This window comes from Bradyrhizobium sp. 153 (genome assembly GCF_023073835.1).
In the GTDB taxonomy this organism is placed as follows: Bacteria; Pseudomonadota; Alphaproteobacteria; order Rhizobiales; family Xanthobacteraceae; genus Bradyrhizobium.
Map to the genome: position 1 here is coordinate 75,393 of NZ_JADPKH010000028.1, position 26,659 is coordinate 102,051.

Consider the following 26,659-nt stretch of genomic DNA (forward strand, 5'->3'; position numbering starts at 1 on the left):
CATAGGAGCGCATCGAAACAAAAACGCCCGGCTGTGCCGGGCGTTTTGCATTGGATGCTCGGCTTTATTCGCCGCCACCGAAGCGGCGCGACCACCAGCCGGCACGGCGCGGGGCGGCCCGAGTTTCGTTTGCGGCTTGCGGTGCGGGCTCAGCTGCTGGGGCGGGCGCAGCAACCGGTTCGGTCGCCTGCGCAACCGGTGTTACGGGCTCGGGCTGGCTGTTCAGCAGGAAGCTGACCTTTTCCCGGACGGTGGAGCGGCGTCGCGCGGCCTTGTCGTCGGCGGGCTCTTCGACCGGCGCTGCAGTCGTCGCTGCGGGAGCGGGCTCGGCTGGTACCTCGCTCTGCGCGTCGGCGCGCGATGCAGGCTCCGCCGCCCGCGGTTCGGCCCTGTGTTCGGGCTCTGCGATCGAAGGCGCGGCCTCGTTGCTGAAGCCATCGAAATCGGCGACGGCGTCGGTTGCTTCCGGCGGCGCGTTGGCTGCGAGCTCGTCGCCGATGGAGCCGGCGAGACCTTCCTCATTGCCACCGCGACGACGGCGTCCGCCACGGCGACCACGCCGGCGGCGGCGATCGCCGCTACCCTGCTGCTCGCCGCGGGCCACCAGTTCCTCGCCTTCCTCGCCGTCCTGCTCGGACTCGGAGTCCTCTTCGCCTTCGCCGGCTGCCGTGGCGGCCTCAGGAAGCGTGTGTGCGCTATCCTCGCGCAAATCGCCGTCGCGCTGGCCACCGCGGCCGCGGCGCTGGCGGCGGCGCTTGCGGCGCTGACCGTCCTGCTCGACGGCTGCCTCGCCGGCAGCTTGTTCCTCGCTGAGACCTTCGGTCTCCTCGGTCTCGATCTCGGATTCCAGCTCCGGATCGAACTCCTCGTCCTCATAGGCCTCTTCGACCATGGGCGGCGGGCTTGCAGCCGCCTGCGCCGCGAGCAGCGCCTTGGCAGCTTCCAGCGTATGCACCTGCTCGCCGCGGTCGATCACATAAGCGTGAGGTCCGCTGACGCTGGGATCGGCGATGACCGACAGCGTGACCTTGAAGCCGTTCTCGAGGTCGCGCAGATGACCGCGCTTGTGGTTCAGCACGTAGAGCGCCACGTCGGTGCGGGTGCGGACCACGAGATTGTGGGTCGCGCCCTTCATCAGGATCTCTTCGAGGCCGCGCAGCAACTGGAGCGCCACCGAGGAGACCGAGCGGACATGGCCGGTGCCGCCGCAATGCGGGCACGGATCGGTCGAACTCTCCAGCACGCTGGCGCGAATGCGCTGGCGCGACATTTCCAGCAGGCCGAAATGCGAGATGCGGCCGACCTGGATGCGCGCGCGATCCTGCCGCAGGCAATCGGACAGCTTGCGTTCGACCGCGCGGTTGTTGCGCTTCTCGTCCATGTCGATGAAGTCGATGACGATCAGGCCGGCGAGGTCGCGCAGGCGGAGCTGGCGTGCGACCTCTTCGGCCGCTTCCAGATTGGTCTTGAGCGCGGTGTCCTCGATATGGTGCTCGCGGGTCGAACGGCCCGAGTTGACGTCGATCGAGACCAGCGCTTCGGTCTGGTTGATGACGATGTAACCGCCGGAGCGAAGCTGCACGGTCGGCGAGAACATCGCATCCAGCTGGCTTTCGACCCCCATCCGCGAGAACAGCGGCTGGCCGTCGCGATACTGCTTCACCGCGCTGACATTGGCGGGCATCAACATCTTCATGAAGTCGCGCGCTTCCCGGTAGCCGGCCTCACCGGCCACCTGGATCTCGTCGATCTCCTTGTTGTAGAGGTCGCGCAGCGAGCGCTTGATCAGCGAGCCTTCCTCGTAGACGAGGGTCGGGGCCTGCGACTTCAGCGTCAGGTCGCGCACGGTCTCCCACATCCGGATCAGATATTCGAAGTCGCGCTTGATCTCGGGCTTGGTGCGGGCGGCGCCGGCGGTGCGCAGGATGATGCCCATGCCCTCGGGCACGTCGAGATCCTGCACCACTTCCTTCAGACGGGAGCGATCCTGCGCGCTGGTGATCTTGCGGCTGATGCCGCCGCCGCGCGCGGTGTTGGGCATCAAGACGGCATAGCGGCCGGCGAGCGACAGATAGGTCGTCAGCGCCGCCCCCTTGTTGCCGCGCTCTTCCTTGACGACCTGCACCAGCATCACCTGGCGGCGCTTGATGACTTCCTGGATCTTGTACTGGCGGCGCGGACGGAAGGTGCGCTCCGGCACTTCCTCCAGCACGTCGTCGCCGCCGACGGATTCGACGACTTCCTCTTCGGCTTCTTCGTCCTCGTCGTCGTCCTCGTCGTCTTCGCCGGCTGCTTCTGGGGCCTCGGCGTGCGGCGCCTCGACGCTCTCGCCGGCGGCGTAAACGGCATCGGCCGGCTCGGCAGTAGAGGTCACGGTCTCGGCCAGAGCCTCCGCGTGCACCTCGAAGGCGACGGCCTCCTGCGGCTCGGCACCGGTCTCGGCCGCAACTACGGGCTCGACGCCGACGGCCGCGACAGGCGCGGGCGTCGCCTCGGTATGATCATGGTCGTGATGATCGTGCTCACCGTGATGACCATGATCGTCATGATCGTGGGCGTGATGGTGATCGTCATCATGGGCATGATGATCGGCGTGATCATGATCGCCATGACCGTGTTCGTGATGATCGTGGCGGTCGTGCTCGTGATACTCGGCATCGGTGTGCAGGTGCTCGCCTTCGTGCGAGGCGCCCTCGCTCAGCGCCGGCTGGAGCTCGCCCTCGACCGGCTGGGCCGCGGGATCGCCGCCGGCATCGAGGCCTTCGACGATGTCGCTGCGGACGCGTTCGCCATGACCGCGGCGGCGGGCGTTGCGGTGGCGCGAACGGCGGCGGCCATGGGAGCGGTTCTCGCTCTCTTCCTCGGCCTCGCGATGGGCCTGTTCCTCGGCCTCGATCAGCGCCTGCCGGTCGGCGACCGGGATCTGGTAGTAATCAGGATGGATTTCGCTGAAGGCGAGGAAGCCGTGGCGGTTGCCGCCATATTCGACGAAAGCGGCCTGAAGCGAGGGTTCGACCCGGGTGACCTTGGCGAGGTAGATATTCCCGCGCAGTTGCTTGCGTTGTGCGGTCTCGAAGTCAAACTCTTCGACGCGATTGCCGCGGACCACGACGACCCGGGTCTCTTCCGGGTGGGTGGCATCGATCAACATCTTGTTGGGCATGTCTTAACTCTTGGCGGCGGCGGGCGCGATTCACCGTGGGCGCGTATCGCGCCGCCGGGTGACGCGACGGTCCACCTGATTCGGGGGTGAGGGGAAGGCCGAAACGCCGTCTCTTTCGCCTTGCCGAACCGGAAGCTTCAGGACCAATGCGGCGCGCGGGATTTTCAATCCGCAGCGTCGCGAATGGTCCTTCAGAGTTCGTCGGCACAGTCTGGCGCATCAAGCGTCGGCCCGTATGAAACATTGGGCGGCGAGGCCGCCCCTCAATCAGTTGCTGCTGGCCAGGCATGGCGCGAGCGCGCTCGCCTTGGGATCACGAACCGCTCCCTTGGGATCAAGGGCTCGGGTAATGGGTCACGTCGCTGTCAGAACCGCCCGGGTGACGTGAGTGGTAACCCAGGACCGTCCGCCGCCGGAGCTTGACCCGCTCCCTCTCGTTGCCGCGCACCGCGCTGGTCTTGGAGGGGAACGGAAAACGCTGGAATTCCCAAACGTTGAGAGTTCCGGCGCTGCACCGGGAGGCTGAATGCGACACAACCGGAAATATCGGCCGTCAGCAGTCCGTACATACGAGGAATGAGCCATCCGTGCAAGGGAGCGTCGCACGGCGGTCACAGTCAGCGAGTTTCGCGCATCCGTCATTAAGGATCGTTTAACCCTGTGGTTCTATTGCGTTAAAAGGGCTGCTCGGAGGCACGGAATCGGTGGCGAGCCGCACAAATCAAAGGGTTTTGCTGGGATGCGTGCTGCTGTGCGCCGCGGCATTGCCATGTGCTGATTCCTCCCGCCTGAGCGCAGCGGAAAGCCAGCCGCAACCCTCTGTTGCGGTGGCGAATTTTCCAATCGCCTCGGCCGCCCGTCTGGCCGGCGACGGGAAGCAGACCCGCTTCATCCTCGACATCGACCAGACCGTTACCTTCCGTGCCGTGACGCTCGCCGACCCCTACCGCGTCGTGGTGGACGTGCCGCAAGTCAATTTTCAGCTGCCCGCCGGTACCGGCAGCGGGGGCCGGGGGCTGGTCAAGGCCTTCCGCTATGGGCTCGTCATGCCGGGCGGCTCGCGAATCGTGTTCGACCTGACCGGACCGGCGAAGATCACCAATTCGTACGTGGTCGACGCAGCCAACGGCCAGCCGGCCCGGCTCGTGGTCGAACTGGAGGAGGTTGACCGGGCCGCCTTCGTGCCGTCACCCGCGCCCGAACACCGACCCGAGCTGCGGCCCGCGATCGCCGAAGCGCCGCCTGCCGCGGTTCCCGCTACGGCAACTCCGGATGCCGCACAGCAGAAGGCCGATGGCCGTCCGGTGGTCGTGATCGATCCCGGCCATGGCGGCATCGACAATGGCACGCAGTCGAGTGGCGAGAGCGAAAAGAACCTGGTGCTCGCGTTCGGCCTTGCACTACGCGACCGGCTGGAAAAGGCCGGCAAATATCGCGTGGTCATGACGCGGGACGACGATACTTTCATTCCCCTCAATGACCGGACCAAGATCGCCCGCAATCTCAAGGCCGCCTTGTTCGTCTCCATTCATGCCGATGCGCTGCCTCGTGCCGAGGGTGACGCGCAAGGCGCGACCATCTACACGCTCTCAGACAAGGCGTCCGACGCCGAGGCCCAGCGGCTCGCGGACGCCGAGAACCGGGCCGACGCGATCGCCGGCTTCAACCTCGCGGAGGAGCCGACCGACGTCGCCGACATCCTGATCGACCTCACCCAGCGCGAAACTCGCACCTTTTCAAACCGTTTTGCCCGTCTCCTGATGGGGGAAATGAAGTCGACGGTGCGGATGCACAAGCATCCCCTGAAATCCGCGGGCTTCCGGGTGCTGAAGGCGCCCGACGTGCCCTCGGTGCTGGTCGAGATCGGGTATGTCTCCAATAAGGGGGACCTTGAGCACCTGGTCTCCGAGGGTTGGCGGTCCCGCGCCGTGGGCTCCATGGCGCAGGCGATCGACGGGTTTTTGACAAAGCGGATGGCCACGGCCGGATCTTCGAATTGAAAGGGTTTTTCCGTCTCGCCGCAAAAGCCCTAGTTTGGCCACAGCGGGCGCTTTATAAAAATGCCGCAGGGGGGTCCGGAATCGGAGAGAATCCCGCTCGGCAAGCGTCTAAAATCCGGCACTGATGTGATTGCGTAAGCCGGTGAATGCGCGACGTAAGGTTGGCCCCTGTTTGGGGTGCCAAGGGCACTGATACTGGGCTGATCCAGAATTTGAACGGATAAACACATAATGCGCTTGCTGGTGCGGTTCATGGGCTTCCTGTTCGCCGCGGGAACAGTGGTGTTCCTTGTCGGTGTAGGGGCCGTGGCAGGCCTGATCTGGCATTTCTCCAAGGACTTGCCGGACTATTCTCAGCTTCAGGATTACGAACCGCCGGTGATGACACGCGTGCACGCGGTCGACGGTTCGCTGCTCGGCGAATACGCCAAGGAGCGACGGCTGTATCTGCCGATCCAGGCGGTGCCGAAGCTCGTGATCAACGCGTTCCTGGCAGCCGAGGACAAGAATTTCTACGAGCATGGCGGCATCGACTACACCGGCATGGCGCGCGCAGGTCTGGTCTACATCCAGAACTACGGCTCGAACCGGCGTCCGCAGGGCGCCTCCACCATCACCCAGCAGGTCGCCAAGAACTTCCTTCTGACCAATGAGGTCTCCTTCGCCCGCAAGATCAAGGAAGCCTTGCTGGCGATGCGCATCGAGAAGACCTACTCGAAGGACAAGATCCTCGAACTGTATCTGAACGAAATTTATCTCGGCCTTGGCGCCTACGGCATCGCGGCGGCGTCGCTCGTCTATTTCGACAAATCGGTGAACGAGCTCACCGTTGCGGAAGCCTCCTATCTGGCGGCACTGCCGAAGATGCCCGCGACCCTGCATCCGGTGCGGAACCGCGACCGTGCCGTCGAGCGCCGCAACTACGTGGTCGACCGTCTGCTGGAGAACGGCTGGATCAAGCAGGCCGACGCCGAGAAGGCGCGCAAGGAGCCGCTGGCCGTCACCAGCCGGTCCAATGGCGCCCACACGTTCGCCGGCGAATATTTCGCCGAGGAAGTCCGCCGCGATATCTTCGAACGCTATGGCGAGAAGAAGCTGTATGAGGGCGGTCTCTCTGTCCGCACCACCCTCGATCCCAAGATTCAGGTCATGGCGCGCAAGACCATGGTCGCCGGCCTCGTGAACTATGACGAGCAGCAGGGCTATCGCGGCGCCATGAGCAAGCTGGATATTTCGGGCGACTGGGGCGTGAAGCTTGCCGAGATCAAGTCGCTCTCCGACATCTCGCCATGGCGTATGGCGGTGGTGCTGGAGACCAGCGACCAGTCGGCGCGCATCGGCTTCCAGCCGAGCCGTGAACTCGGCGGCGCCGTGAGCAAGCAGCGCGAGACCGGCCTCGTCACACTCGACGGCGTTCGCTGGGCGCGGGCCGTGCAGGGCGGCACAAAGGGCAAGACGCCGACGGCGGTGTCGCATGTGCTCCAGCCCGGCGACGTCATTTATGCCGATCCGCTCTACAAGGACGGCCAGCCCGTCGAAGGCCAGTACCGGCTGCGTCAGATCCCAGAAGTGTCGGGCGCGATGGTGGTGATGGACCCCTGGACCGGCCGTGTGCTCGCGATGGTCGGCGGCTTCTCGTTCGATCAGAGCCAGTTCAATCGCGCCACGCAGGCCTATCGACAGCCGGGTTCGTCGTTCAAACCGATCGTCTATTCGGCCGCCCTCGACAACGGCTATACGCCGTCGACCGTGGTGCTCGATGCGCCGATCGAAATCGACCAGGGCCAGGGCGCCGGCGTGTGGCGGCCTGAAAACTTCTCCTCGGGCAAGTTCCAGGGGCCGGTGACGCTGCGCAACGCGCTGCGGCAGTCGCTGAACACCGTGACGGTGCGCCTCGCGCAGGACATCGGCATGCCCCTGATCGGTGAATATGCCCGCCGCTTCGGCGTCTATGACGAGCTGCCGAACTATCTGTCCTACGCGCTCGGCGCCGGCGAAACGACGGCGATGCGCATGGTCACGGCGTACTCGATGCTCGCCAATGGCGGCCGCCGGGTGAAGCCGACTTTGATCGACCGCATCCAGGACCGCTACGGCCACACCATCTTCAAGCACGACCAGCGCGAATGCCGCGGTTGCGACGCGCCGGGCGGCTGGAAGAACCAGCCCGAGCCGCAGCTGATCGACCGCCGCGAGCAGGTGCTGGACTCCATGACCGCCTATCAGATCACCGAGCTGATGGAAGGCGTGGTTCAGGCCGGTACCGCGACCGTGGTCAAGGAAGTCGGCAAGCCGATCGCAGGCAAGACCGGCACCACCAACGAGGCCAAGGACGCTTGGTTCGTCGGCTTCTCGCCCGACGTCGCCGTCGCCATCTACATGGGCTACGACAAGCCGCGTCCGCTGGGTAAGGGCAATGCCGCAACGGGCGGCCATCTGGCAGCTCCCATAGCACGCGATTTCCTCAAGCTCGCGCTCGCCGACAAGCCCGCCGTTCCGTTCAAGGTGCCGGCCGGCATCAAGCTCGTGCGCGTCGCGGCCAAGACCGGCATGCGCGCCGGCCCCGGCGAGACTGGCGGAACCATCCTCGAAGCCTTCAAGCCGGGCACGGCGCCGCCGGACAACTACGCAGTCATCGGCGTTGCTGATGCCGATGGGCGCATGCCGGCGTCGCAGCAGCAGCAGCCGGATTCCGGCTTCTTCATGCGGCCGGGGACCGGTGGGCTGTATTAGCTGATAACGCCGACGTTTGATGGTGGGCGGTTGCGCTTTGGCGCCGCCGCCGCTACATCCCGTTGCAATCGTAAGCGGAACAATTCCGCGACATCAGAGAGCGATATGCGCGCCGAAATCGAGCGGTTGGTAGAAGAGATAAAGCAGTCAGTCGGGCTGCTGAGGAGGCATCTTTGACGTCGAGAAATCGACGGCGCGCCTCGCTGAGCTGAACAAGCTCGCAGAAGATCCCAACCTCTGGAACGATCCCCAGAAAGCCCAGAAGCTGATGCAGGAGCGCACCTCGCTCGAGGATGCGTTGTCGGGCATCGGCAAGGTCGAGCAGGAGCTCGAAGACGATATCGGCATGATCGAGCTCGGCGAGGCCGAGGGCGATGACGGCGTGGTCGCCGAGGCCGAAGCCGCGCTGAAGAACCTGAAGAAGGAAGTGGCGCGGCGCGAGCTCGAGGCGCTGCTGTCGGGCGAGGCCGACCGCTTCGATTCCTATCTCGAAGTCCATGCCGGCGCCGGCGGCACCGAGAGCCAGGACTGGGCGCAGATGCTCTTGCGCATGTACACGCGCTGGGCCGAAACCCACGGCTTCAAGGTCGAGGTGCTGGAAGAATCCGCGGGTGAAGAGGCCGGCATCAAATCCGCGACCATTCAGGTCTCCGGCCACAACGCCTATGGCTGGCTGAAGACCGAGGCTGGCGTGCATCGCCTGGTGCGCATCTCGCCGTTCGATTCCAACGCGCGGCGGCACACCTCGTTCTCGAGCGTGCAGGTGTTCCCCGTCATCGACGACAGCATCAAGATCGACATCAAGGAATCGGACGTCCGCACCGACACGATGCGTTCGGGGGGCGCCGGCGGTCAGCACGTCAACAAGACCGAATCCGCGGTGCGCCTGACGCATATTCCGACCGGTGTCGCGGTGGTCTGTCAGGCCGGTCGCTCCCAGCACAAGAACCGGGCGCAGGCCTGGGACATGCTGCGTGCGCGCCTCTACGAGATCGAGCTGAAGAAGCGCGAGGAGAAGGCCGCCGCCGACCAGGCTGCCAAGACTGACATTGGCTGGGGCCACCAGATCCGCTCCTACGTGCTGCAGCCCTATCAGATGGTGAAGGATCTGCGCACGGGTGTGCAGACCTCCGACACCTCGGGCGTGCTGAACGGCGAGCTCGACGAGTTCATGGCGGCGACCCTGGCGCAGCGCGCCTTCGGCACCACCACCGGCGAGATCGAGGACGTGGACTGATCATGCCCCGCGTCGCCTTCATCGGGCTTGGACGGATGGGCCATGGCATGGCCGGGCGCTATCTCGATGCCGGCTTCACGGTGACGTTGTGGAATCGTACCAAGCCCAAGGCCGAAGACCTGATCGCGCGTGGCGCCCATTGGGCAACGTCCCCTGAGGACGCCGCGATCGATGCCGACGCCGTCGTGACCATGGTCGCCGATGACGAGGCCTCGCGTGCGGTCTGGCTTGGGCCCAAGGGCGCTGCCAAGACCGCGAAGGCAGGCACCATCGCGATCGAATGCTCGACCGTCTCCTATGACCATGCCCGCGAGATGGGCCGCGAGCTGAATGCGCGCGGCCTCATCTACATCGACTGCCCCGTGACCGGATTGCCCGATGCGGCCGCAGCCGGGAAGCTGACACTCTTGGCTGGCGCCGATCCGGCCGATCTCGCTCGCGCGCGGCCTTATCTCGACCCAATCGGCTCAACCATCCGCCATTTCGGTGCGGTCGGCACCGGGACGGTCTACAAGCTCATCAACAATCTGATGGGCGCGATCCAGATCGCCGGCCTCGCCGAGGGCCTTGCCATCGCCGAGCAGGCCGGACTCGACATGAATCTGGTGCTGGAGTCGATTCTGTCAGGCGTCGCGGCAAGCCCGCAGGTGCAGCGCCACTCCAAGCGCATGGTTGCCCGCGATTTCAGCGGTGCGACCTTCACGTCGGCGCTGCGGCACAAGGATGCCGCTTATGCCGTGAATTTGGCGGAGAGCCTGCTGGCCAGCAAGCCGCTGGTCGCGCGCGCCGCCGTCGAGGCCTACGCGCAGGCGAAAGCGACGATGCCCGACGATGATGAAGGCAGGATCATCGAACTGGTGTCGCGGCCGAAGAAATCCTCCTAGCCAAGTGCACCAATATGGGGCCGCCTTGGCCGCTCCATTCATTCCGAGCGCCGGTTTTGCAAACCGGTGCTTCATCGGAAATCGGGTGGCACTATCGGGGCGCAGCGTTCTAGGTGATGGGCTCGGCCGCCGAAGTGAGACACCGTGCCCGCCAACGATAACCAGATTGATGCGCGCGACTGGTCGCTGCTCGCCGTGCTCTCGGTGCTCTGGGGTGGCTCGTTCTTCTTCAACAGCGCGGGCTTACGGGAATTGCCGCCGCTGACGCTGGTGTTCCTGCGCGTCGCGCTTGGCGCGGCCACTCTCCTACCGTTGCTCCGTATGCAGGGGATCGGCTTCCCCTCGGGCACGATGGGATGGAGGCCGTTCGTCGCGATCGGGCTGCTCAACAACGTGATTCCGTTCTCGCTCATTGTAATCGGCCAGACTTTCAATCCGAGCGGGCTGGCGTCGATCCTGAACGCGACCGCGCCGCTGTTCACCGTGGTGGTAATGGCGGCGGCCGGCGACGAGGCCTTGCAGATGCGTCGTATGGCCGGGGTGGCGCTGGGGCTTGCCGGCGTGATCATCCTGCGCGGTTGGGGTTTCGAGACAAGGCCGGGACAGGGGCTCGGCATCCTGCTCTGCCTCGGCGGCGCCTTCAGCTATGGTCTTGCGGCGCTCGCGGCGCGGCGGTTGCTGAAGGACACGCACCCGCTTGGAGCGGCGACATTTCAACTGATGGCATCCACCGTGATGATGGCGGTCGTCGCCGGCGCGGTGGAGCGGTCCTGGCAGCTACCGCTACCGAGCCCGACGACCTGCCTCGCCGTGCTTGGTCTTGCCGCGCTTTCAACGGCGCTCGCCTACATCGTCTTCTTCCAGATCGTGCGGCGCTCGGGCGCGAGCAATGTCATGCTGGTGACGCTGCTCATTCCCGTCACCGCGATCCTTCTGGGATGGCTGGTGCTGGGTGAGCCGATCTCCATGCGCGAGATCGCCGGCGCCATCGTCATCGGCAGCGCATTGCTCGTGATCGACGGACGCGTGCCCGGCCTGCTGCGCCGCGGCGCGTAAGTTCCCGCTCTATCGTTTCATCTTGCGGAAAATCCCGGTGCTTGCCAGCGGCAGGGCGCCTTGCGACACTCCCTGCATAACAAGACTACAAAAATACAGGGGAGAGAACGATGCCGGGTCGTCGCACCAACCTTGCTGCCCTCGCCATGCTTGCTGCCGGAGTGCTCGCCACGACACCGGCCTCGGCGCAGAAAAAATACGACCCCGGCGCCAGCGACACCGAAATCAAGATCGGCAACATTATGCCCTATAGCGGGCCGGCGTCCTCCTATGGCGTGATCGGCAAGACCGAGGCCGCCTTTTTCAGGATGATCAACGATCAAGGCGGCATCAACGGGCGAAGGATCAACTTCATCAGCTATGATGACGCCTATTCGCCCCCGAAGGCGATCGAACAGGCGCGCAAGCTCGTCGAGAGCGACGAGGTTCTCTTGATCTTCCAGTCGCTCGGCACGCCCTCGAACTCCGCGATCATGAAATACATGAACGCCAAGAAAGTGCCGCAGCTCTTCGTGGCCTCCGGTGGCACCAAGTTCGGCGATCCCAAAAATTTCCCCTGGACCATGGGCTTCCAGCCCAACTATCAGAGCGAGGGGCGGATCTATGCAAAGTACATCCGCGATCATTTCCCCGACAGTAAGATCGCGGTGTTCTGGCAGAACGACGATGCCGGCAAGGACCAGTTCAAGGGACTGAAGGACGGGCTTGGCGACAAGGCCAGCATGATCATCGCGGACAAATCCTATGAAGTCAGCGATCCCTCGATCGACTCGCAGATCGTTGCTCTTCACGATTCCGGTGCGGACATATTCTTCTCATGGGCCGCGCCAAAAGGGTCGGCGCAGGCAATCCGGAAGGTGGGTGAACTCGGCTGGAAGCCAAAGTTCTTCCTGGCCAACACCGCGACCTCGGTTGCCTCGGTGCTCAAGCCGGCCGGGCTGGACTATTCCAAGGACATCATCTCGACGGTCTATCTGAAAGACCCGACCGATCCGACCTGGGACAAGGATCCGGCTGTGGTGAAATGGCGCGCGTTCATGGACAAATATTATCCCGATGGCGACAAGACTAACGCCAACAATGTCTATGGCTATGTCCAGGCCGAAGCGATGGTCCAGGTCCTAAAGCAGTGCGGCGACCATCTCACCCGCGAGAACGTGATGAAGCAGGCTGCGAACCTGAAGGATTTCCACACTGACCTGATGCTGCCGGGCATCATGGTCAACACCTCGCCCGACGATTATTTCCCGATCGAGCAGATGCAGCTGATGCGCTTCAACGGGCAAGCGTGGGAGCTGTTCGGTGACGTCATCACAGGTGAGGTCGGCCACGAGCGCAGCCATTAATCCGCCGCTGTATCAGCGTTAGCCCGCGCTGAGCCGCACGCCGGCGCGCAAAAATTTCTGCGGATCGACCGCTTCGCCCTCGTTGCGGGTCTCATAGTGCAAATGCGGACCGGTGGAACGGCCGGTCGATCCGACGAGACCGATCACCTGGCCGATCTTGACGACCTCGCCGATCCTGACGTTGATCTCGGAGAGATGGCCATAGCGGGTCGAAAGCCCGTTGCCGTGATCGACCTCGACCATGCGGCCGTAGCCGCCGGACCAGCCGGCGGAAATCACCTTGCCGTTGGCGGTGACGCGAACGGGATCGCCGGTGGCGGCGCGGAAGTCGAGCCCGGTATGCATTGCGGGCCGGCCGAGGAAAGGATCGCTGCGCACGCCGAAGCCGGAGGTGAACTCGACCTCGCCAATGACGGGCTTGCGATAAGGCACCAGCGCCAGCGTGCGATTGAGCCGGTCCAACTCGGAGCGCGTGGTGTTGATGCGATAGAGCTGCTTCTCGAACGGCCCGGCGTTCGGCGTCAATTTGACGGGTACGTAAGGCCCACCCATTGCGGTGCGCGGTACGGCGGCTTCGAGAGTGGCGAGGCTGAGGCCGAGATCGCTGACGACGCCGCGCATCCGGCGCATGCGTGAATCCATGCTTTCCTCAACGGCGTTGAGCGCCGCCATCTGGCGACGCTCGACCTGATCAAGCGAAGCCGTGAGCCGGACCAGGACGTTGTCGAAGCCCTGGTTCTTGGCGAATTGGCTGGTCGGCGGCGCCGCGACGGTCGGCGCGCGCGACTCGAGCCGCGCTTCGCGATCCGGCGGCGCCACGAAGATCACGGTGTCGCTGATCGGCGACGGCTTCGGCGTGCCCTGGGTTGCGTTCTGGCCGGCGTCACCACGCTGCGGTGTCGAGCGCGGGATCGACCCGGTCACGTCGGGCATGGCGCCGAGCGCCGTCGCCCGGGATTCCAGCGCCGTCTGGCGCTTCATGATCTGGTCGAGCTTCTGATCGAACTGCTCCTGGTCGAGCAGCTGCCGGCTGGTGGTGCGGTCAACCTTGGCGCGCAGCTCGGCGATACGGTCTTCATAGGCGTACTGCATCTCGGCCTGGCGGGCGATCAGCCGGGTCAGGACGTCGTCGCGGAAGGCGAAGTAGGTGGCGGTGGCGGCCGACCACAGTCCGAGCAGCACGACCGTGCCGACCACGATCCAGAACACCACGGGTCCGAAGCGGACTTGCTTGCCGGCATGGACGATGGTGTAGGCGTCGTCGGTCGCGGGAAGGGGAATCGCAACCGCCGCCGCTGGGGCGGCTGGATGGCGATGGAAGGCCCGTCCGTGGTGGTGAGGATGATGTTGGGGGTACTGCGAGTATTGGGCAGAACTTTTCGACATCGGCACTCCCGCGCCGGTCGGATGAGTCCGTACGGCCTAATTGCCGCAGCAATCTGGGCCGGTCATGGTTAATTTTCCGGAAACGGGAACATTCGAATTTAAAGGACTGGTTAAAGACTTCTTGCCGCTTCCAGGACCTCATCGGCATGGCCGTCGACCCGGACCTTGCGCCAGATCCGGGCCACCTTGCCATCGCTCCCGACCAGCACCGTGGTGCGAAGAATTCCGAGGAAACTCTTGCCATACATGGACTTTTCGCCCCAGGCGCCGTAGGCCTCCAGCATCTCGTGCGTCTCGTCCGAGACGAGTGGAATGGTGAGCTTGTGCTTGTCGCGGAACTTTTCCTGGGCCTTTAACGGATCCGCGGAGATGCCGAGCACGGCCGTGCCGGCAGCCGTGAAGGCGTCCGCCAGCCGGGTGAAGTCGATGGCCTCCCTGGTACAACCGGGCGTGTCGGCGCGGGGGTAGAAGAACAGCACCAGCTTTTGCCCGGCATAGTCCGCCAGCGTGACCACATCGCCGCCGTCGCGGGGCAGACGGAAGGCCGGAGCCTTCTGGCCCTCGGTCAAGGCGACCTTCGCCGCCGCGGGCGACTTGGAAGAATTTAACTGTTTCGAGGCGGCCTTATGCGATCCTGCTTTTGCTACGGTCTTGGTTGATTTGCTCGCCGGCGTCCGCTGTGTTTTCGCGGACCTTGTTTGAGTCGCTGCCCGCGTTTTCAGGGTCTTCTTTTTAGCCGTCGGACTGCCGGAGGGCGTTTTGGACGATTTCTTTTGGGATTTCTTGGACATACGCCTTCCTTTCGTCGCTTTCGGCAGGTCAACCAAAGCGGTATTGCAGCTCTCGTCCGGTGTGCCGGAATCGCGCCCTCGGCTGGGCAAGTCTGACGACGCCGGAGTATGGTTACAAGGAATTCCACGCACCACCCCACTGCTCGTTGAACGCGCTGCCGGGGCGAAATGACGAACAGCAGGAATATTCGAAGTACGGCGGCATTGCCGGCGCAGGGGCCTTCGCTCCCCATCGACGGCTGCGGTCCCGGCGGCGCTCAATCCGACGATGGACGCCTGTATCGAGAGGCAATGGCAAGGAATAAGTCGCCCCAGGATTACACGCGGGACTTCGATCGGCGCGGCGGTCAATCACAGCCGCAGGAATGGGATGACGCCGATTGGGATCCGGATCAGGAGGAGGCGGCGGGCCATCGCGCGCGCCGGCTGTTATCGCGTTCCAATTCGGGTTTCCATCGCCTCGGTGACGGGTTTGGATCTTTGCGTCGCTGGCTGGGCGGCGGCCGCTGGCTGAAGCGGCTGGCCGTCGTCGTTGGCGTCCTCGTCGTCATTTTCGTCGGCTGTTTCGGCACGCTGTGGTGGCGGCTCGGCGCCGGTCCCATCAATCTCGACATTGCAACGCCGTGGCTGGCAGCCGCCATCGAGGACAATATCGGCCACGGCAACACCGTAGAGGTGGGCGGCACCCAGATCGAGCGGGCGGGGCGGGTCCGGATCGCCGTCCGCATCCGTGACATCGTCGTCCGCGACCGCGATCACGCCATCGTCGCCAGTGCGCCGAAGGCCGAGGTCAAGCTGTCGGGTACGGGTCTCCTCATGGGGCGCCTGCGCGCAGAAAGCCTCAATCTCGTCGATGCCGAGCTCGCGATCCGCATCGCACCTGACGGCACCGTCACGGTCTCGGCCGGCGATACCGCAAAGCCGCTGGCAACCGGCGTGGCCTCCAAGAAAGAGGCAGGCTTGCCGCCGACATTCCCACGCAATGGCGTCCCGCCGCCGCCATTCGCCACAGCGCCTGCGGGCCCGGACCCATCCCAGGCTGCTCCCCAGGCGACCGCACAGAGCGGAATTCTTCAGGGCCTCGATTGGCTCGATAGTCTGAGCATGACCGGCCTTGACGGCCAGAACCTCAACGAGATCGGTCTGAAGAACGGCAATCTGATCGTCGACGACCAGCAGCGCGGCAGCAGATGGTCGTTCGAGAACATCACGCTCAGCCTGCGCCGCCCGAGCAGTGGCGGCGTCGCGCTCAGCCTCGGCGAGGAGGGCGCGCGCCCGTGGATGCTGCGCGCCACGATCGGGCCGGCCGAGAACGGCGTGCGCTCGGTCGACATCCGCGCCGACAAGGTCTCGACCTCCAACATCCTCTTGGCGCTGCGGGTCAAGGATCTCACCTATACCGCGGACCTGCCGCTGACGGGCGAGCTGAAGGGCGAACTCGGCCGCGACGGGGTGCCGACCTACTTCCGCGGCAAGATTGCGGTCGGCGCGGGCAACATCATTGACACCGACACGCCCGATTATCCGATGGCGATCGACTCGGCCGAGATCAACGTCGAGTGGGACGCGAACCGGCGGGTGCTGGTCGCTCCGTTCAAAATTCTCTCCGGCGCCAACCGCCTGACCCTGCTGGGGCATCTCGAGCCACCGAATGGCGCCACCAATGACTGGCAGCTCGGCTTCAGTGGCGGCTCAATCCTGCTTGGTGGCATCGACAACGAGCCGCCGCTCGTCTTCAACCGTATTGCGATCGGTTTCCGTTTCGACACTGACCACAAGCGCCTCTTGCTGACGCAGGCCGATATCAGCAATGGCGAGATCGGTGTCGCCGGCACCGGTGCCATCGACTATTCGGGCGAGCCGCGGCTGACGCTCGGCTTTGCGGGAACGCCGATGTCGGCCTCCGCGCTGAAGCGGATGTGGCCCACATTGATTGTTCCCGAGCTGCGTGAATGGGTGATCGAGCGGATCGAGCGCGGCACGCTCCAGCGGATCGAGATCGGCGTCAACTCGCCGGTGAAGAACCTTCCGCGCAAGGGGCCTCCCATCCCCGATGACGGCCTGTCGGTCAACATCGTGGCAAGCGGTGTCGCGGTGCGTCCGGTGGACGGCATGCCGGTGGTGCACGATGCCGATCTGAAGGCGCGCGTGACCGGCCGCACTGCGACCGTGAACATCGGGCAGGGCATTGCCGATACGCCCGCCGGCCGCAAGATCACGATCTCCGACTTCACTTTCGAGGTGCCGGACATGGCGCCCAAGCCGTCGCCGTCGCGCACGAGATTTCGCGTCGACGGACCGGTGCCCGCGGCGGCCGAAATGCTCTCCAATGATCGCCTGAGCGATCTGTCTTCGACCGTCGTCGATCCCAATACCAGCAAGGGGACGTTCTCGGCGAACATCCAGCTCGGCATGCCGGTCAAGGGCGAGCTGACCAGGGCCGACACCACCTATGCCGTGACAGCCGAACTCAACGGCTTTGCCGCCGACAAGCTGGTGATGAACCAGAAGCTGGAGGCCAACAACCTCAAGATCATCGCGAGCAACCAGGGCTATCAAGTCAAGGGAGACGTCAAGATCAACGGGCAGGCCGCCTCGCTCGACTATCGCAAGCCGGCCGAGGGCGACGCGGAGGTCAGATTGCAGGCGACGCTGGACGATGCCAGCCGCGCGCGCCTGGGGTTCGATCTCAGCCCTGCCGTGAGTGGATCGTTGCCGATCAAGCTGTCGGGCAAGATCGCGAGCGGCGCGGATCAGACGACGAAGCTCGGCGTCGAGGCCGACCTGACCTCGGTGAAGCTCGACAACATCTTGCCCGGCTGGGTCAAGCTGCCGGGCAAGTCCGGCAAGGCCAGCTTCAAAGTGGTGCCGGCGGCGCAATCGACGCGTTTCGAGGACATCGTCATCGAGGGCGGTGGCGCCTCGATCAAGGGCTCGCTCGAGATCGATGCGAATGGCGACCTCATCAACGCAAACTTCCCGACCTATTCGCCCTCCGACGGCGACAAGGCCTCGTTGAAGGTGGAGCGCAGCCAGGACGGCGTGGTGCGCGGCACCATGCGCGGCGACGTGTTCGATGGCCGCGGTTTCCTGAAGTCGGCGATCTCAGGCAATTCCAAGGACGATGCCAAGAACAAGCTGAAGAACATCGATTTCGACATCGACGTGAAGCTCGGCGCCGTCGCCGGCTTCAACGGCGAGGCGATGCGCAGCGTCGATGCCAAGATGTCGAAACGCAACGGCGCCGTCAAAGCCTTCACGCTGAGTGGCAAGATCGGCCGTGATACGCCGGTGGCGGCCGATTTGCGCGGTGGGCGGGCGCAGGGCAGCCGTGAAGTGATCTATCTCCAGACCAACGATGCCGGCGCGCTGCTGCGCTTCACCGATACCTATACCAAGGCGGTCGGCGGCCAGATGGTGGTGGCGATGGAGCCGCCGACATCCGAGCCGAACACGTCGCGCGAGGGTCTCATCAACGTGCGCGACTTCACAGTCAAGGGCGAGGCGCAGCTCGAGCGCGTTGCTGCCGGCGCGCCCAACGGCACCGGCAACGGCGTCTCCTTCAGCGCGCTCCGCGCCGAGTTCACCCGTCAGAATGGCGCGCTCACGATCCGTGACGGCGTCGTCAAGGGACCGATGATCGGCGCCACCATCGAGGGCTCGATTGACTATCCCGGCAACCAGGTGTGCATGAGCGGCACCTTCGTGCCGATGTATGGCGTCAACAACATCTTCGGCCAGATCCCGTTGTTCGGCATCTTCCTCGGCGGCGGCAACAACGAGGGGCTGATCGGCGTGACCTACGAGGTCGTCGGCACCCCGGCCGCGCCCGTGATGCGCGTCAATCCGATCTCGGCGATGGCGCCGGGCCTGTTCCGCAAGATCTTCGAGTTCAACACTGGCAAGCAGAACTCGCCATTCGAGGAATTCCAGTCGCAATCGAACGACGGGTCGACCGGATCGACGCGGCAGCTGTCGAGCGGTTGCAGCCTGGCGCGGCGATAGAAGCGGGACTCAAGAGTCCGTCATGCCCGGGCTTGTCCCGGGCATGACGCATGTGGTGGTCGGAAACTTACGCCGCGCGCACGCCGGCCAGGAACGTGCCGACCTCGCCCGAGAGCTGTTCTGCCTGCTTGGAGAGGCTCGAGGCGGCCGCGAGCACCATGCCGGCAGCGTTGCCGGTCTCGTTCGCAGCCGTGCTAACGGCGCTGATATTGGTCGTGACCTCCTGGGTCGCTTCTGCGGTCTGCGACACGCTGCGGGCGATCTCGGCGGTGGCGGCACCTTGCTCCTCGATGGCCGCGCCGATCGAGGTCGCGATGCGACTGACCTCCTCGATGGTGGCGGTGATGCCGCCGATTGCGTCCACCGCTTCTTTGGTCGCGCCCTGGATCTGGGCGATCTTGTCCCCGATCTCGCGGGTGGCTTCCGCGGTCTGGCTCGCGAGCGACTTCACCTCGGAGGCGACCACGGCAAAGCCACGGCCGGCTTCGCCTGCGCGTGCAGCCTCGATAGTGGCGTTGAGCGCGAGCAAATTGGTCTGTGCCGCGATGCTGGAGATCAGCTCGGCGACGTGCTCGATCTGCTGGGCACCATCGGACAACGCGCGCACGATCGTGTCGGTGCGGCGCGCACTGTCCACCGCGCGTCCGGTGACTTCGGCGGACTGCGCGACCTGACGGCTGATCTCGGTGATGGAAGAGGAGAGCTCTTCGGCGGCGGCCGCGACGGTCTGGACGCGCTGGCTGGCCTCCGTAGCGGCCGAGCCGACCACGGCGGCGCGGCGGTTGGTGCCTTCGGCGGTGGAGGACATCGACTTGGCGGTCGCCTCGAGCTCGCCGGAGCCCGAAGCCATCAGCCCGACCAGCCGGCCGACGGACGCATCGAAGCGGTCGGCAAGCGCGATCAAGGCATCGCGTTTCTCCTGCTCGCTACGGGTCTTGGTGGCGACCTGCTCGGCCTCCAGGTTACGCGCGGTCAGCGCGGTTTGCCGGAGCACTTCGAGCGTCTCGGCCATGCGGCCGATCTCGTCGCCGCGGTCGGTCTCTTCGACCGCCTTGTCGATGGCGCCTTCCGAAATCTGCTGCATGCGGTTCTTCTGGCGGTCCAGCGCGGCGAGCACGTCGCGGGCGATCAGCCAGGACAGCATCGCCATCAGCAGCATCAGGCCGACGCCGATGGCGGCGAGCTCCAGCGTCAGCGCGCGCACGTCGGCGTCGATGTCGTCGACGTAGAGTCCGTAGCTGATGGTCACGTTCCAGGGCTCGAATCTGCGCGCGAACACGGTCTTGCGGACCGGCTCGGTCTGGCCGGGGCGGGGATAGAGATAGGAGGTCACGCCACCCTGCGCGGTGTCGGTGCCGGCCCTGATGATGGCGTCGGCAATCAACACGCCGTTGGAATCCTTGGCGCCGGTGATCTTGCCTTCGAGCTGCTGATTGGCGCCGTTCACGACCAGGGAGGTGTCCTGATTATAGACCACCGGGTAGCCCTGGCCGCCGTTAAAGCTCATGCGGCGGCCGCGTTGGTGGAACAAGCTCTTGGCCTCGGCTTGCGTAAGCTTGCCGGCTGTCACCTCGTCCTGGAGCGATTGCGCGTAATTATAGAGGAGCTCCACCGCCGTCCGCATCTGCTGGACGCGGTCCTCCATCATGCGGCCCTTGCTCAGCACGGCCGATACCCCGATGATGGCCGTGACCGTGAGCGCCGCGAGGCAGACCATGCTGGCAAGCTTGGTGCGGATCTTCAGATGACTGAGCAGTTGCATCACGGTCTCAACGAATGGTGGTTATTGCTCGCGTCGGTAGCATGAAGTTCTTACCAATCATGAACGGACGCGGGCAACGCGCTGCCATGCATGCGGCGTTCGCAGTCGCATGCGCAAACGCGCCGCGCCTGCGCATGGCGCATCCAATCGCGGGAAGAATTGATGCTGGATTTTGGTGTGGCCGAGCCTTGCCGGGACAGCGATGAGTCGATTCGTTCACCGCATCATCATGTCGGTGCTGCTCGTGGCGGCTCTCGTTGTCATCTGGAACGTGCTGGGCGCGCGTTGAGCCGGCACCGGCAAATGCGCCGGTGCCCTGTTTTTCCTTCGAATCCGCGAGCGCGTCAGCGCCGCGCGTAGGCGCCGCCGGTCGAATCGCTTTCCTTGCCCATCGCCGCATCGACGCTGACCGACCCGCCGCCGGCTGCCGAGAGGTAGAGGCAGGCGAAGCAGAACAGGATGGCGGCGGTGCCGCCGTTGAGCAGCGGCAGGAACACCGGCGTTTCGCCCTTGAACATGTGGCCCATGAAGTAGGCGAAGGCCATCTCACCCGAGAGAATGAAAGCCGCGAGGCGGGTGAACAGACCGAGCATCAGGAGCGCACCGAGCACCAGCTCGATCGCGCCTGCCGTCCAGATCAGCGGCGGGATGTTGGCGAAGTAAGGAAGCACCGGAAACTTGAAGATCTTCGCAACGCCGTACTGGAACAGCAAGAGGCCGGTGATGAAGCGAAACAGGCTCAGGAGAACCGGTTGAAAGCGAGTGAGATAGGGAAAGTTCATTGGTTTGTGCCCTCCATCCAATGCGCGACTTGGACCGTATTCGATTCCGCCTCGCAAGCCATCAGGATCAATTCCGCGCTGACATTTTCGTCATGTCGGACAAAACACCGCAGGCTCCGCCCTCAGTCGCGCGCGATCCGCATTTTTTCCTGTGTTGGCGTCGTGCCCATCCGTAATTTTCCGGTGACGCAAACGAACTCAAGTTACCCCTGGGAAACCTACCGTCGCAAGGCAGGCACGACCAGGAATGGAATCATCCCGAGCACCACACTCGCAAGTGCGAAGGCGAGCAGCGCGTTGTAGCCATGGGTCGCGTCATGGATCAGGCCGCCGCTCCAGGAGCCGAATGCTGAGCCGAGGCCACTGCCGATCGAGATGGTGCCATAGATGGTGCCCACCCGTTTTCCCTGGAAGATTTTCATCGCGGTTGCGGTGATCAGCGGCCCGCGCGAGCCCATCATGCTGCCGAAGCAGACGACGAAACCGGTGAGCAGGATGATGTTCGGATAATACTGCAAGAGCCAGAGCAGGAAGATGCCGAGCATCGAGATCGCGTAGCTCAGCAGCACCGACGGCCGGCGCCCGATCAGCCCGTCGAGCGCGGAGATCCCCAACATCCCGAACACCAGCACGACGCCGGAGAAGCCCCAGGCAGTCGCGGCCTGAAGCGGCGGGAAACCGGCATCGATCAGATAGGCCACGATCTGCGCCGCGATCGCGTACATGCCGACCGCGGTGAAGAAGAAGGTCGAGAACAGCGCCCAGAAGGCGTGATGGCGCATGGCGCCAACAAGCGTCCAGCCGTTGTCCACGAAATCTGGATCGGTCTTCTTGGTCACGTGCGGCGACCCGGCAGCGAACAGCGGCCATGGCAGCAGCATGAGCGGCACCAGCAGGCCCAGCGCAGCGAAGCCGAACAGCTGATAGGTCTCGCGCCAGCCGATGTGATCGATCAGGAGCTGCGAGGCCGGCAGCAGCGCCAGCACGCCGCCGCCCATTGCCGAATAAACCACGGCCATCGCGGTCGGCAGCCGCGGCCCGAACCAGCGGCCGAGCAGAATCGAATTCGGCACGTTGCCGATGAAGGCGACCCCGATCCCGACACACAGTCCGATCGAGAGCTGGAATTGCCAGAGCGCTTGCGCATGGCCCGCAATCAGGAAGGCCGAGCCGAGCAGGAACAGTCCGAGCGCGTAGACGACGCGGGGACCGGAATGGTCGAATAGCCGCCCGACCAGAGGCGCGGTCAGTCCGCTGACGAGCCAGGTCAGCGAATAGATCGAGACGACCTGCGCGCGATCCCAGCCAAAGCTTTCGGAGATGGGCTTGAGGAAGACGGTGAAGCTCTCGCTGAGGCCGCGGCCAAGGACAGCCAGCGCGAAACACAGCGCGAGCACGACGAGCGCGGTCCGCACGGCACCTCCCGGCGCAGCCGCTGCGCGGTCCTCGGCCTGCCTGGGCGTGTTCTGGTCCATTGCCGGTCAAGGAGCGCGCTTCGCCGCGCCCTGACAAGCAGCGAAAAGCTCATACGCCTATGCAGGCTTGATGAGGACGTGCTTCTTCTTGCCGAACGACAGCTTGATCACGCCTTCCGGTGTCAGATTGGCCACCGAGAGTGCCATCTTCTCGTCGGTGACGGGGGCGTCGTTGATGCGCAGGCCGCCCCCCTTGATCTGGCGGCGGGCTTCGCCGTTTGAGGCAACCAAGCCCGCCCGAACGAAGGCGTTGAGCACGCCGAGACCATCGTCGAGCTCGCCACGCGGAATTTCCACCGTCGGCAGGCTTTCGGCGAGCGCACCTTCCTCAAAGGTGCGGCGCGCGGTCTCTGCCGCCTCGTTCGCGGCATCGCGGCCGTGCAGCAGCGCGGTCGCTTCGGTGGCGAGCACCTTCTTGGCCTCGTTGATCTCCGCGCCGCCGAGCGCCTCGAGCTTCTTGATCTCGCTTATCGGCAGCGTCGTGAACAATTTCAGGAATTTGCCGACGTCGGCATCCTCGGTGTTGCGCCAGTACTGCCAGAAATCATACGGCGAGAACTGGTCGGCGTTGAGCCAGACCGCGCCTTGCGCGGTCTTGCCCATCTTGGCGCCGGACGCGGTCGTCAGCAGCGGCGTCGTCAGCGCGAACAGCTGGTGCGTGCCCATGCGGCGGCCGAGATCGACGCCCATGATGATGTTGCCCCACTGGTCCGAGCCGCCCATCTGGAGGCGGCAACCGGTGCGCTTGGCGAGCTCGACGAAGTCGTAGGCCTGGCAGACCATGTAGTTGAACTCGATGAAGCTCATCTCCTGCTCGCGCTCAAGGCGCAGCCGCACGGAGTCCATGGTCAGCATACGGTTGACCGAGAAATGCCGGCCGACGTCGCGCAGCATCTCGATCCAGTTCAGCTTGGTCAACCACTCGGCGTTGTCGAGCATGACAGCGTCGCTCTTGCCTTCGCCATAGCGCAGCACCTTGGCGAACACGCCGCGGATCGAGGCCTTGTTCGCCTCGATCTCGGCGACCGTGCGCATCGCGCGCGTCTCGTCCTTGCCGGAGGGATCGCCGACCATGGTGGTGCCGCCGCCCATCAGCGTGATCGGCTTGTTGCCGGATTGCTGCAGCCAGTGCAGCATCATCATGGTCAGATAGTTGCCGATATGTAGCGAGGGGGCGGTGCAATCGTAGCCGACATAGGCGGTCGCCTCGCCCCTAGCGGCGAGCGCGTCCAGCCCCTCGAAATCGGAGCACTGGTGGATGAACCCACGTTCCTGCAGGGTGTTGAGGAAATCCGATTTGAATGCAGTCATTTGTCGGCGTGCCTGACAATTCTTGGTTTACTGTTTTGGGAGCAATTTAAGGGTCTTGCGTGGGAACTCGATTGCCACCCGCCACTTGGCGCAGTGGCATTATAAGATGTGTCCCTCTGGCACAAGATCGGCATGCCAGGGTGGGCCTTTGAGGACGCTGGTCCATGATGTTGACGGCACTCGGTCTGATGAGCGGCACCTCGCTGGACGGGGTGGATGTCGCGCTGATCGAAACCGACGGAAAGCACGTCAAGGCGTTCGGACCGACCGGCTACCGGCCCTATGGTCCGGTCGAGCGCTACCTGCTGCGCCAGGCGCTCTCCGAGGCCGTGCACCTACGGCAACGTGATGCCCGGCCTGGGATCCTGGCCGAGGCTGAGCGCGCAGTGACGCAGGCCCATGCCGAGGCGGTCGCCGCTTTCGTCGCGCAGAACCGGATGAGGCCGGAGGACATCGACATCGTCGGCTTCCACGGCCAGACCGTGCTGCACCGGCCCGAACAGCGGCTGACGGTGCAGATCGGCGATGGGCCGGCGCTGGCCAAGGCGATTCATATCCCGGTCATGTATGATTTCCGCGCCGCCGACGTCGATGCCGGCGGGCAGGGCGCGCCGCTCGTGCCGGTCTATCATCGGGCGCTCGCCAATTCGCTGGAGCGCGAGGGCCCGATCGCGGTGATCAACATCGGCGGCGTCTCCAACATCACCTATATCGACGGCGGCGACACGCTGATCGCCTGCGACACCGGGCCCGGCAATGCGCTGCTCGACGACTTCATGTACCGCGCTATGAACCAGGCGTTCGACGCGGAGGGAAAGTTCGCCGCGCTCGGCAAGGCTGATGAGGCCTGGATCGCGCGGGCACTGGCGCAGCCGTTCTTCGCAGCGCCGCCGCCAAAGTCGCTCGACCGCAACGACTTTGCCGCGCTGAAGCTCGGCGACATGCCACCGGCCGACGGCGCCGCGACGCTGACCGCGTTCACTGCGGCGGCGATCGCCCGCATCATCCCGCTGCTGCCGCGACGGCCGCGCAGCTGGATCGTCTGCGGGGGCGGGGCCCGCAACCTCACCATGCTGCGGATGCTCCGCGAGCGGGTGGGCTCGGCCACGGTCGAGGCCGCGGAGACGCTCGGCTGGGCCGCCGACGCTATCGAGGCGCAGGCCTTCGGTTTCCTTGCCGCGCGCGGCCTCAAGGGCTTGCCGCTATCCTATCCGGCAACGACGGGCGTGCCGATACCGATGACGGGTGGGGTGATTGCGCGGCCTTGAAGATCACAGGCAGTTGACGGAGGTGCATTGATCTTGACATGTGCATGCAAGTGCATCTACATAGATGCAATTGCATCTAACTGTCGGGATCGCCGTTATGACCGCTCCGCTCAAACTGATCAGCCACAAACTGTGCCCCTATGTGCAGCGCGCCGTGATCGCGCTCAAGGAGAAGGGCGTGCCGTTCGAGCGGATCGATATCGATCTCGCTGACAAGCCGGACTGGTTCTTGAAATTGTCGCCGCTCGGCAAGGTGCCGGTGCTGGTGGTTGCGACAGACAAGGGCGAGGTGGCGTTGTTTGAGAGCAACGTGATCTGCGAGTACATCGAAGACACGCAAGGCGGTGCGAAGCTGCATCCGGCGGATGCGCTGAAACGTGCCGAGCATCGCGCTTGGATGGAGTTCGGCTCGGCGATCCTTGGCGACCTCTGGGGGCTGGAGACGACGACCGATCCGGCGACATTCGAGAGCAAGCGCGAGGCGCTCGCGGCCAAATTCGCACGCGTGGAAGCCGCGCTTGGCGCAGGGCCGTACTTCGCGGGCGACGCATTCAGCCTCGTGGATGCAGTGTTTGCCCCGATCTTTCGCTATTTCGACGTGTTCGATGAATTGATTGAGCTCGGAATCTTCAACGATCTGCCCAAGGTCCGCGCGTGGCGGGCCGAGCTTGCGAAGCGTCCGAGCGTGCGCTCTGCGGTCGGCGCGGACTATCCGCAATTGCTGCGGGCCTTCCTGGTGCGCCACGACGCGCATCTCTTGAAGCTCGCGGCCTGAGGCTACGCCGATGTCGCAGTCCACGGCCTGGCTCATGCTGGTGATCGCCGGCGCGCTTGATGTCGGCTGGGCGATCGCAATGAAATATGCGGAAGGATATACGCGCGCAGGCTGGAGCATCGCCTCGCTCGTGCTGCTCGCTGCCTTCGTCTTCCTGCTCGGGCGTGCCTTGAAGGTGCTCGAGGTCGGCGTTGCCTATTCGGTGTGGACCGGCATTGGCGCGGCCGGCACGTTCCTGATGGGCGTCGTGCTGTTCGGCGAGACCTTGAGCGCGGTGAAGCTTGCGGGCATCGCACTCGTGCTGACGGGGATCGTCGCGCTCAAGCTGGCGTAGTCAGCCCATACTGATCAGGTGCAACCGTCGGCAAGCAGCAGCCTGCTTGTCGTCGTTGCGTGCCGCACCCTGAAGAGATCCTGAATGTCGGGATCGTCGAGGAACGCTTGCGCCTTCTCGCGCTCCGCAAATTCGATGATGACGAGGCGCTCGGGCGCCCAGTCGCCTTCGATCGTGGTCGGCTCGACGCCGCGCACGATGTACCGCCCTGAATGCTTAGCAATAAATGCCGGGATTTCAGCGATGTAAGTCTTGAAGCCGACGTGGTCGTTCACCGACAGGTCAAGAACCAGATACGCCTTCATCGCTCGCAATCCCCAGCGTTGACGGTCCGCAGCCATGCCACGAACA

General features: G+C 64.6%; 18 protein-coding genes. 10 read left to right on the forward strand and 8 right to left on the reverse strand.

Going from position 1 to position 26,659, the window contains the following annotated elements:
* Nucleotides 1–64 precede the first annotated feature (64 nt).
* Nucleotides 65–3,163, reverse strand: coding sequence for a ribonuclease E/G (locus tag IVA91_RS07535; RefSeq protein ID WP_247458511.1), 3,099 nt, complete (start codon nt 3,161–3,163; stop codon nt 65–67).
* A 704-nt stretch (nt 3,164–3,867) separates the two neighbouring features.
* Between IVA91_RS07535 and IVA91_RS07540 the strand changes: the two genes are divergently transcribed.
* The 6 genes from IVA91_RS07540 (at nt 3,868) to IVA91_RS07565 (ending at nt 12,419) form a co-directional block, all read left to right on the forward strand.
* A complete protein-coding gene (locus IVA91_RS07540; RefSeq protein WP_247417655.1) occupies nt 3,868–5,163 on the forward strand; it encodes an N-acetylmuramoyl-L-alanine amidase in 1,296 nt (431 codons plus the stop codon).
* 231 nt (nt 5,164–5,394) lie between these two features.
* Nucleotides 5,395–7,896 carry a penicillin-binding protein 1A gene (locus IVA91_RS07545; RefSeq protein WP_247277234.1) on the forward strand — a complete coding sequence of 834 codons (2,502 nt, stop codon included), beginning with the start codon at nt 5,395–5,397 and terminating at the stop codon, nt 7,894–7,896.
* Nucleotides 7,897–8,001: 105 nt separating this feature from the next.
* Nucleotides 8,002–9,133 (forward strand): peptide chain release factor 2 gene (gene prfB / locus IVA91_RS07550; RefSeq protein WP_247417653.1). Its coding sequence is split into 2 segments (ribosomal slippage): nt 8,002–8,070 and nt 8,072–9,133, totalling 1,131 coding nucleotides; the frame shifts between segments, so codons are not numbered across the junction.
* 2 nt (nt 9,134–9,135) lie between these two features.
* Entirely contained in the window at nt 9,136–10,017 is an 882-nt protein-coding gene (locus IVA91_RS07555) for an NAD(P)-dependent oxidoreductase (protein WP_247417651.1), read from the forward strand.
* A gap of 144 nt (nt 10,018–10,161) precedes the next feature.
* Nucleotides 10,162–11,073: a DMT family transporter gene (locus IVA91_RS07560; protein ID WP_247458513.1), complete on the forward strand. Its 912-nt coding sequence runs from the start codon at nt 10,162–10,164 to the stop codon at nt 11,071–11,073.
* A 110-nt stretch (nt 11,074–11,183) separates the two neighbouring features.
* Entirely contained in the window at nt 11,184–12,419 is a 1,236-nt protein-coding gene (locus tag IVA91_RS07565; protein WP_247417646.1) for an ABC transporter substrate-binding protein, read from the forward strand.
* Between the two features lie 18 nt (nt 12,420–12,437).
* Here IVA91_RS07565 and IVA91_RS07570 read toward each other — a convergent pair whose 3' ends face one another.
* Both IVA91_RS07570 and IVA91_RS07575 read right to left on the reverse strand, forming a co-directional pair.
* The gene (locus IVA91_RS07570) at nt 12,438–13,805 is read right to left on the reverse strand and encodes a M23 family metallopeptidase (protein WP_247417643.1); all 1,368 of its coding nucleotides are present in this window, start codon (nt 13,803–13,805) and stop codon (nt 12,438–12,440) included.
* 110 nt (nt 13,806–13,915) lie between these two features.
* On the reverse strand, nt 13,916–14,596 hold the full coding sequence (locus tag IVA91_RS07575) for a peroxiredoxin (RefSeq protein ID WP_247277230.1): 681 nt from the start codon (nt 14,594–14,596) through the stop codon (nt 13,916–13,918).
* A gap of 168 nt (nt 14,597–14,764) precedes the next feature.
* Here IVA91_RS07575 and IVA91_RS07580 point away from each other — a divergent pair, with 168 nt between their 5' ends.
* Nucleotides 14,765–18,601, forward strand: a complete 3,837-nt coding sequence (locus IVA91_RS07580) for a DUF3971 domain-containing protein (RefSeq protein WP_247417640.1) — start codon at nt 14,765–14,767, stop codon at nt 18,599–18,601.
* 67 nt (nt 18,602–18,668) lie between these two features.
* Here the strand turns inward: IVA91_RS07580 and IVA91_RS07585 are convergent, their stop codons facing one another.
* The 4 genes from IVA91_RS07585 to tyrS form a co-directional block, all read right to left on the reverse strand.
* Nucleotides 18,669–20,363, reverse strand: coding sequence for a methyl-accepting chemotaxis protein (locus tag IVA91_RS07585; protein WP_247417638.1), 1,695 nt, complete (start codon nt 20,361–20,363; stop codon nt 18,669–18,671).
* A 344-nt stretch (nt 20,364–20,707) separates the two neighbouring features.
* Nucleotides 20,708–21,145 carry a DoxX family protein gene (locus tag IVA91_RS07590; RefSeq protein ID WP_247277227.1) on the reverse strand — a complete coding sequence of 146 codons (438 nt, stop codon included), beginning with the start codon at nt 21,143–21,145 and terminating at the stop codon, nt 20,708–20,710.
* Nucleotides 21,146–21,363: 218 nt separating this feature from the next.
* Complete coding sequence (locus tag IVA91_RS07595; RefSeq protein ID WP_247417636.1) at nt 21,364–22,620, reverse strand: MFS transporter; 1,257 nt, start codon at nt 22,618–22,620, stop codon at nt 21,364–21,366.
* A 57-nt stretch (nt 22,621–22,677) separates the two neighbouring features.
* Nucleotides 22,678–23,931, reverse strand: coding sequence for a tyrosine--tRNA ligase (gene tyrS, locus IVA91_RS07600; RefSeq protein WP_247417633.1), 1,254 nt, complete (start codon nt 23,929–23,931; stop codon nt 22,678–22,680).
* Nucleotides 23,932–24,095: 164 nt separating this feature from the next.
* Here tyrS and IVA91_RS07605 point away from each other — a divergent pair, with 164 nt between their 5' ends.
* From IVA91_RS07605 to IVA91_RS07615, 3 genes are all read left to right on the forward strand, one after another.
* Nucleotides 24,096–25,199, forward strand: coding sequence for an anhydro-N-acetylmuramic acid kinase (locus tag IVA91_RS07605; RefSeq protein ID WP_247417630.1), 1,104 nt, complete (start codon nt 24,096–24,098; stop codon nt 25,197–25,199).
* Between the two features lie 97 nt (nt 25,200–25,296).
* Nucleotides 25,297–25,974: a glutathione S-transferase family protein gene (locus IVA91_RS07610; protein WP_247417627.1), complete on the forward strand. Its 678-nt coding sequence runs from the start codon at nt 25,297–25,299 to the stop codon at nt 25,972–25,974.
* 10 nt (nt 25,975–25,984) lie between these two features.
* On the forward strand, nt 25,985–26,308 hold the full coding sequence (locus IVA91_RS07615) for a multidrug efflux SMR transporter (protein WP_247277222.1): 324 nt from the start codon (nt 25,985–25,987) through the stop codon (nt 26,306–26,308).
* A 14-nt stretch (nt 26,309–26,322) separates the two neighbouring features.
* Here the strand turns inward: IVA91_RS07615 and IVA91_RS07620 are convergent, their stop codons facing one another.
* Nucleotides 26,323–26,613 (reverse strand): DUF1330 domain-containing protein, encoded by a 291-nt coding sequence (locus IVA91_RS07620; protein WP_247277221.1) that lies wholly within the window; start codon nt 26,611–26,613, stop codon nt 26,323–26,325.
* Nucleotides 26,614–26,659: the final 46 nt, after the last annotated feature.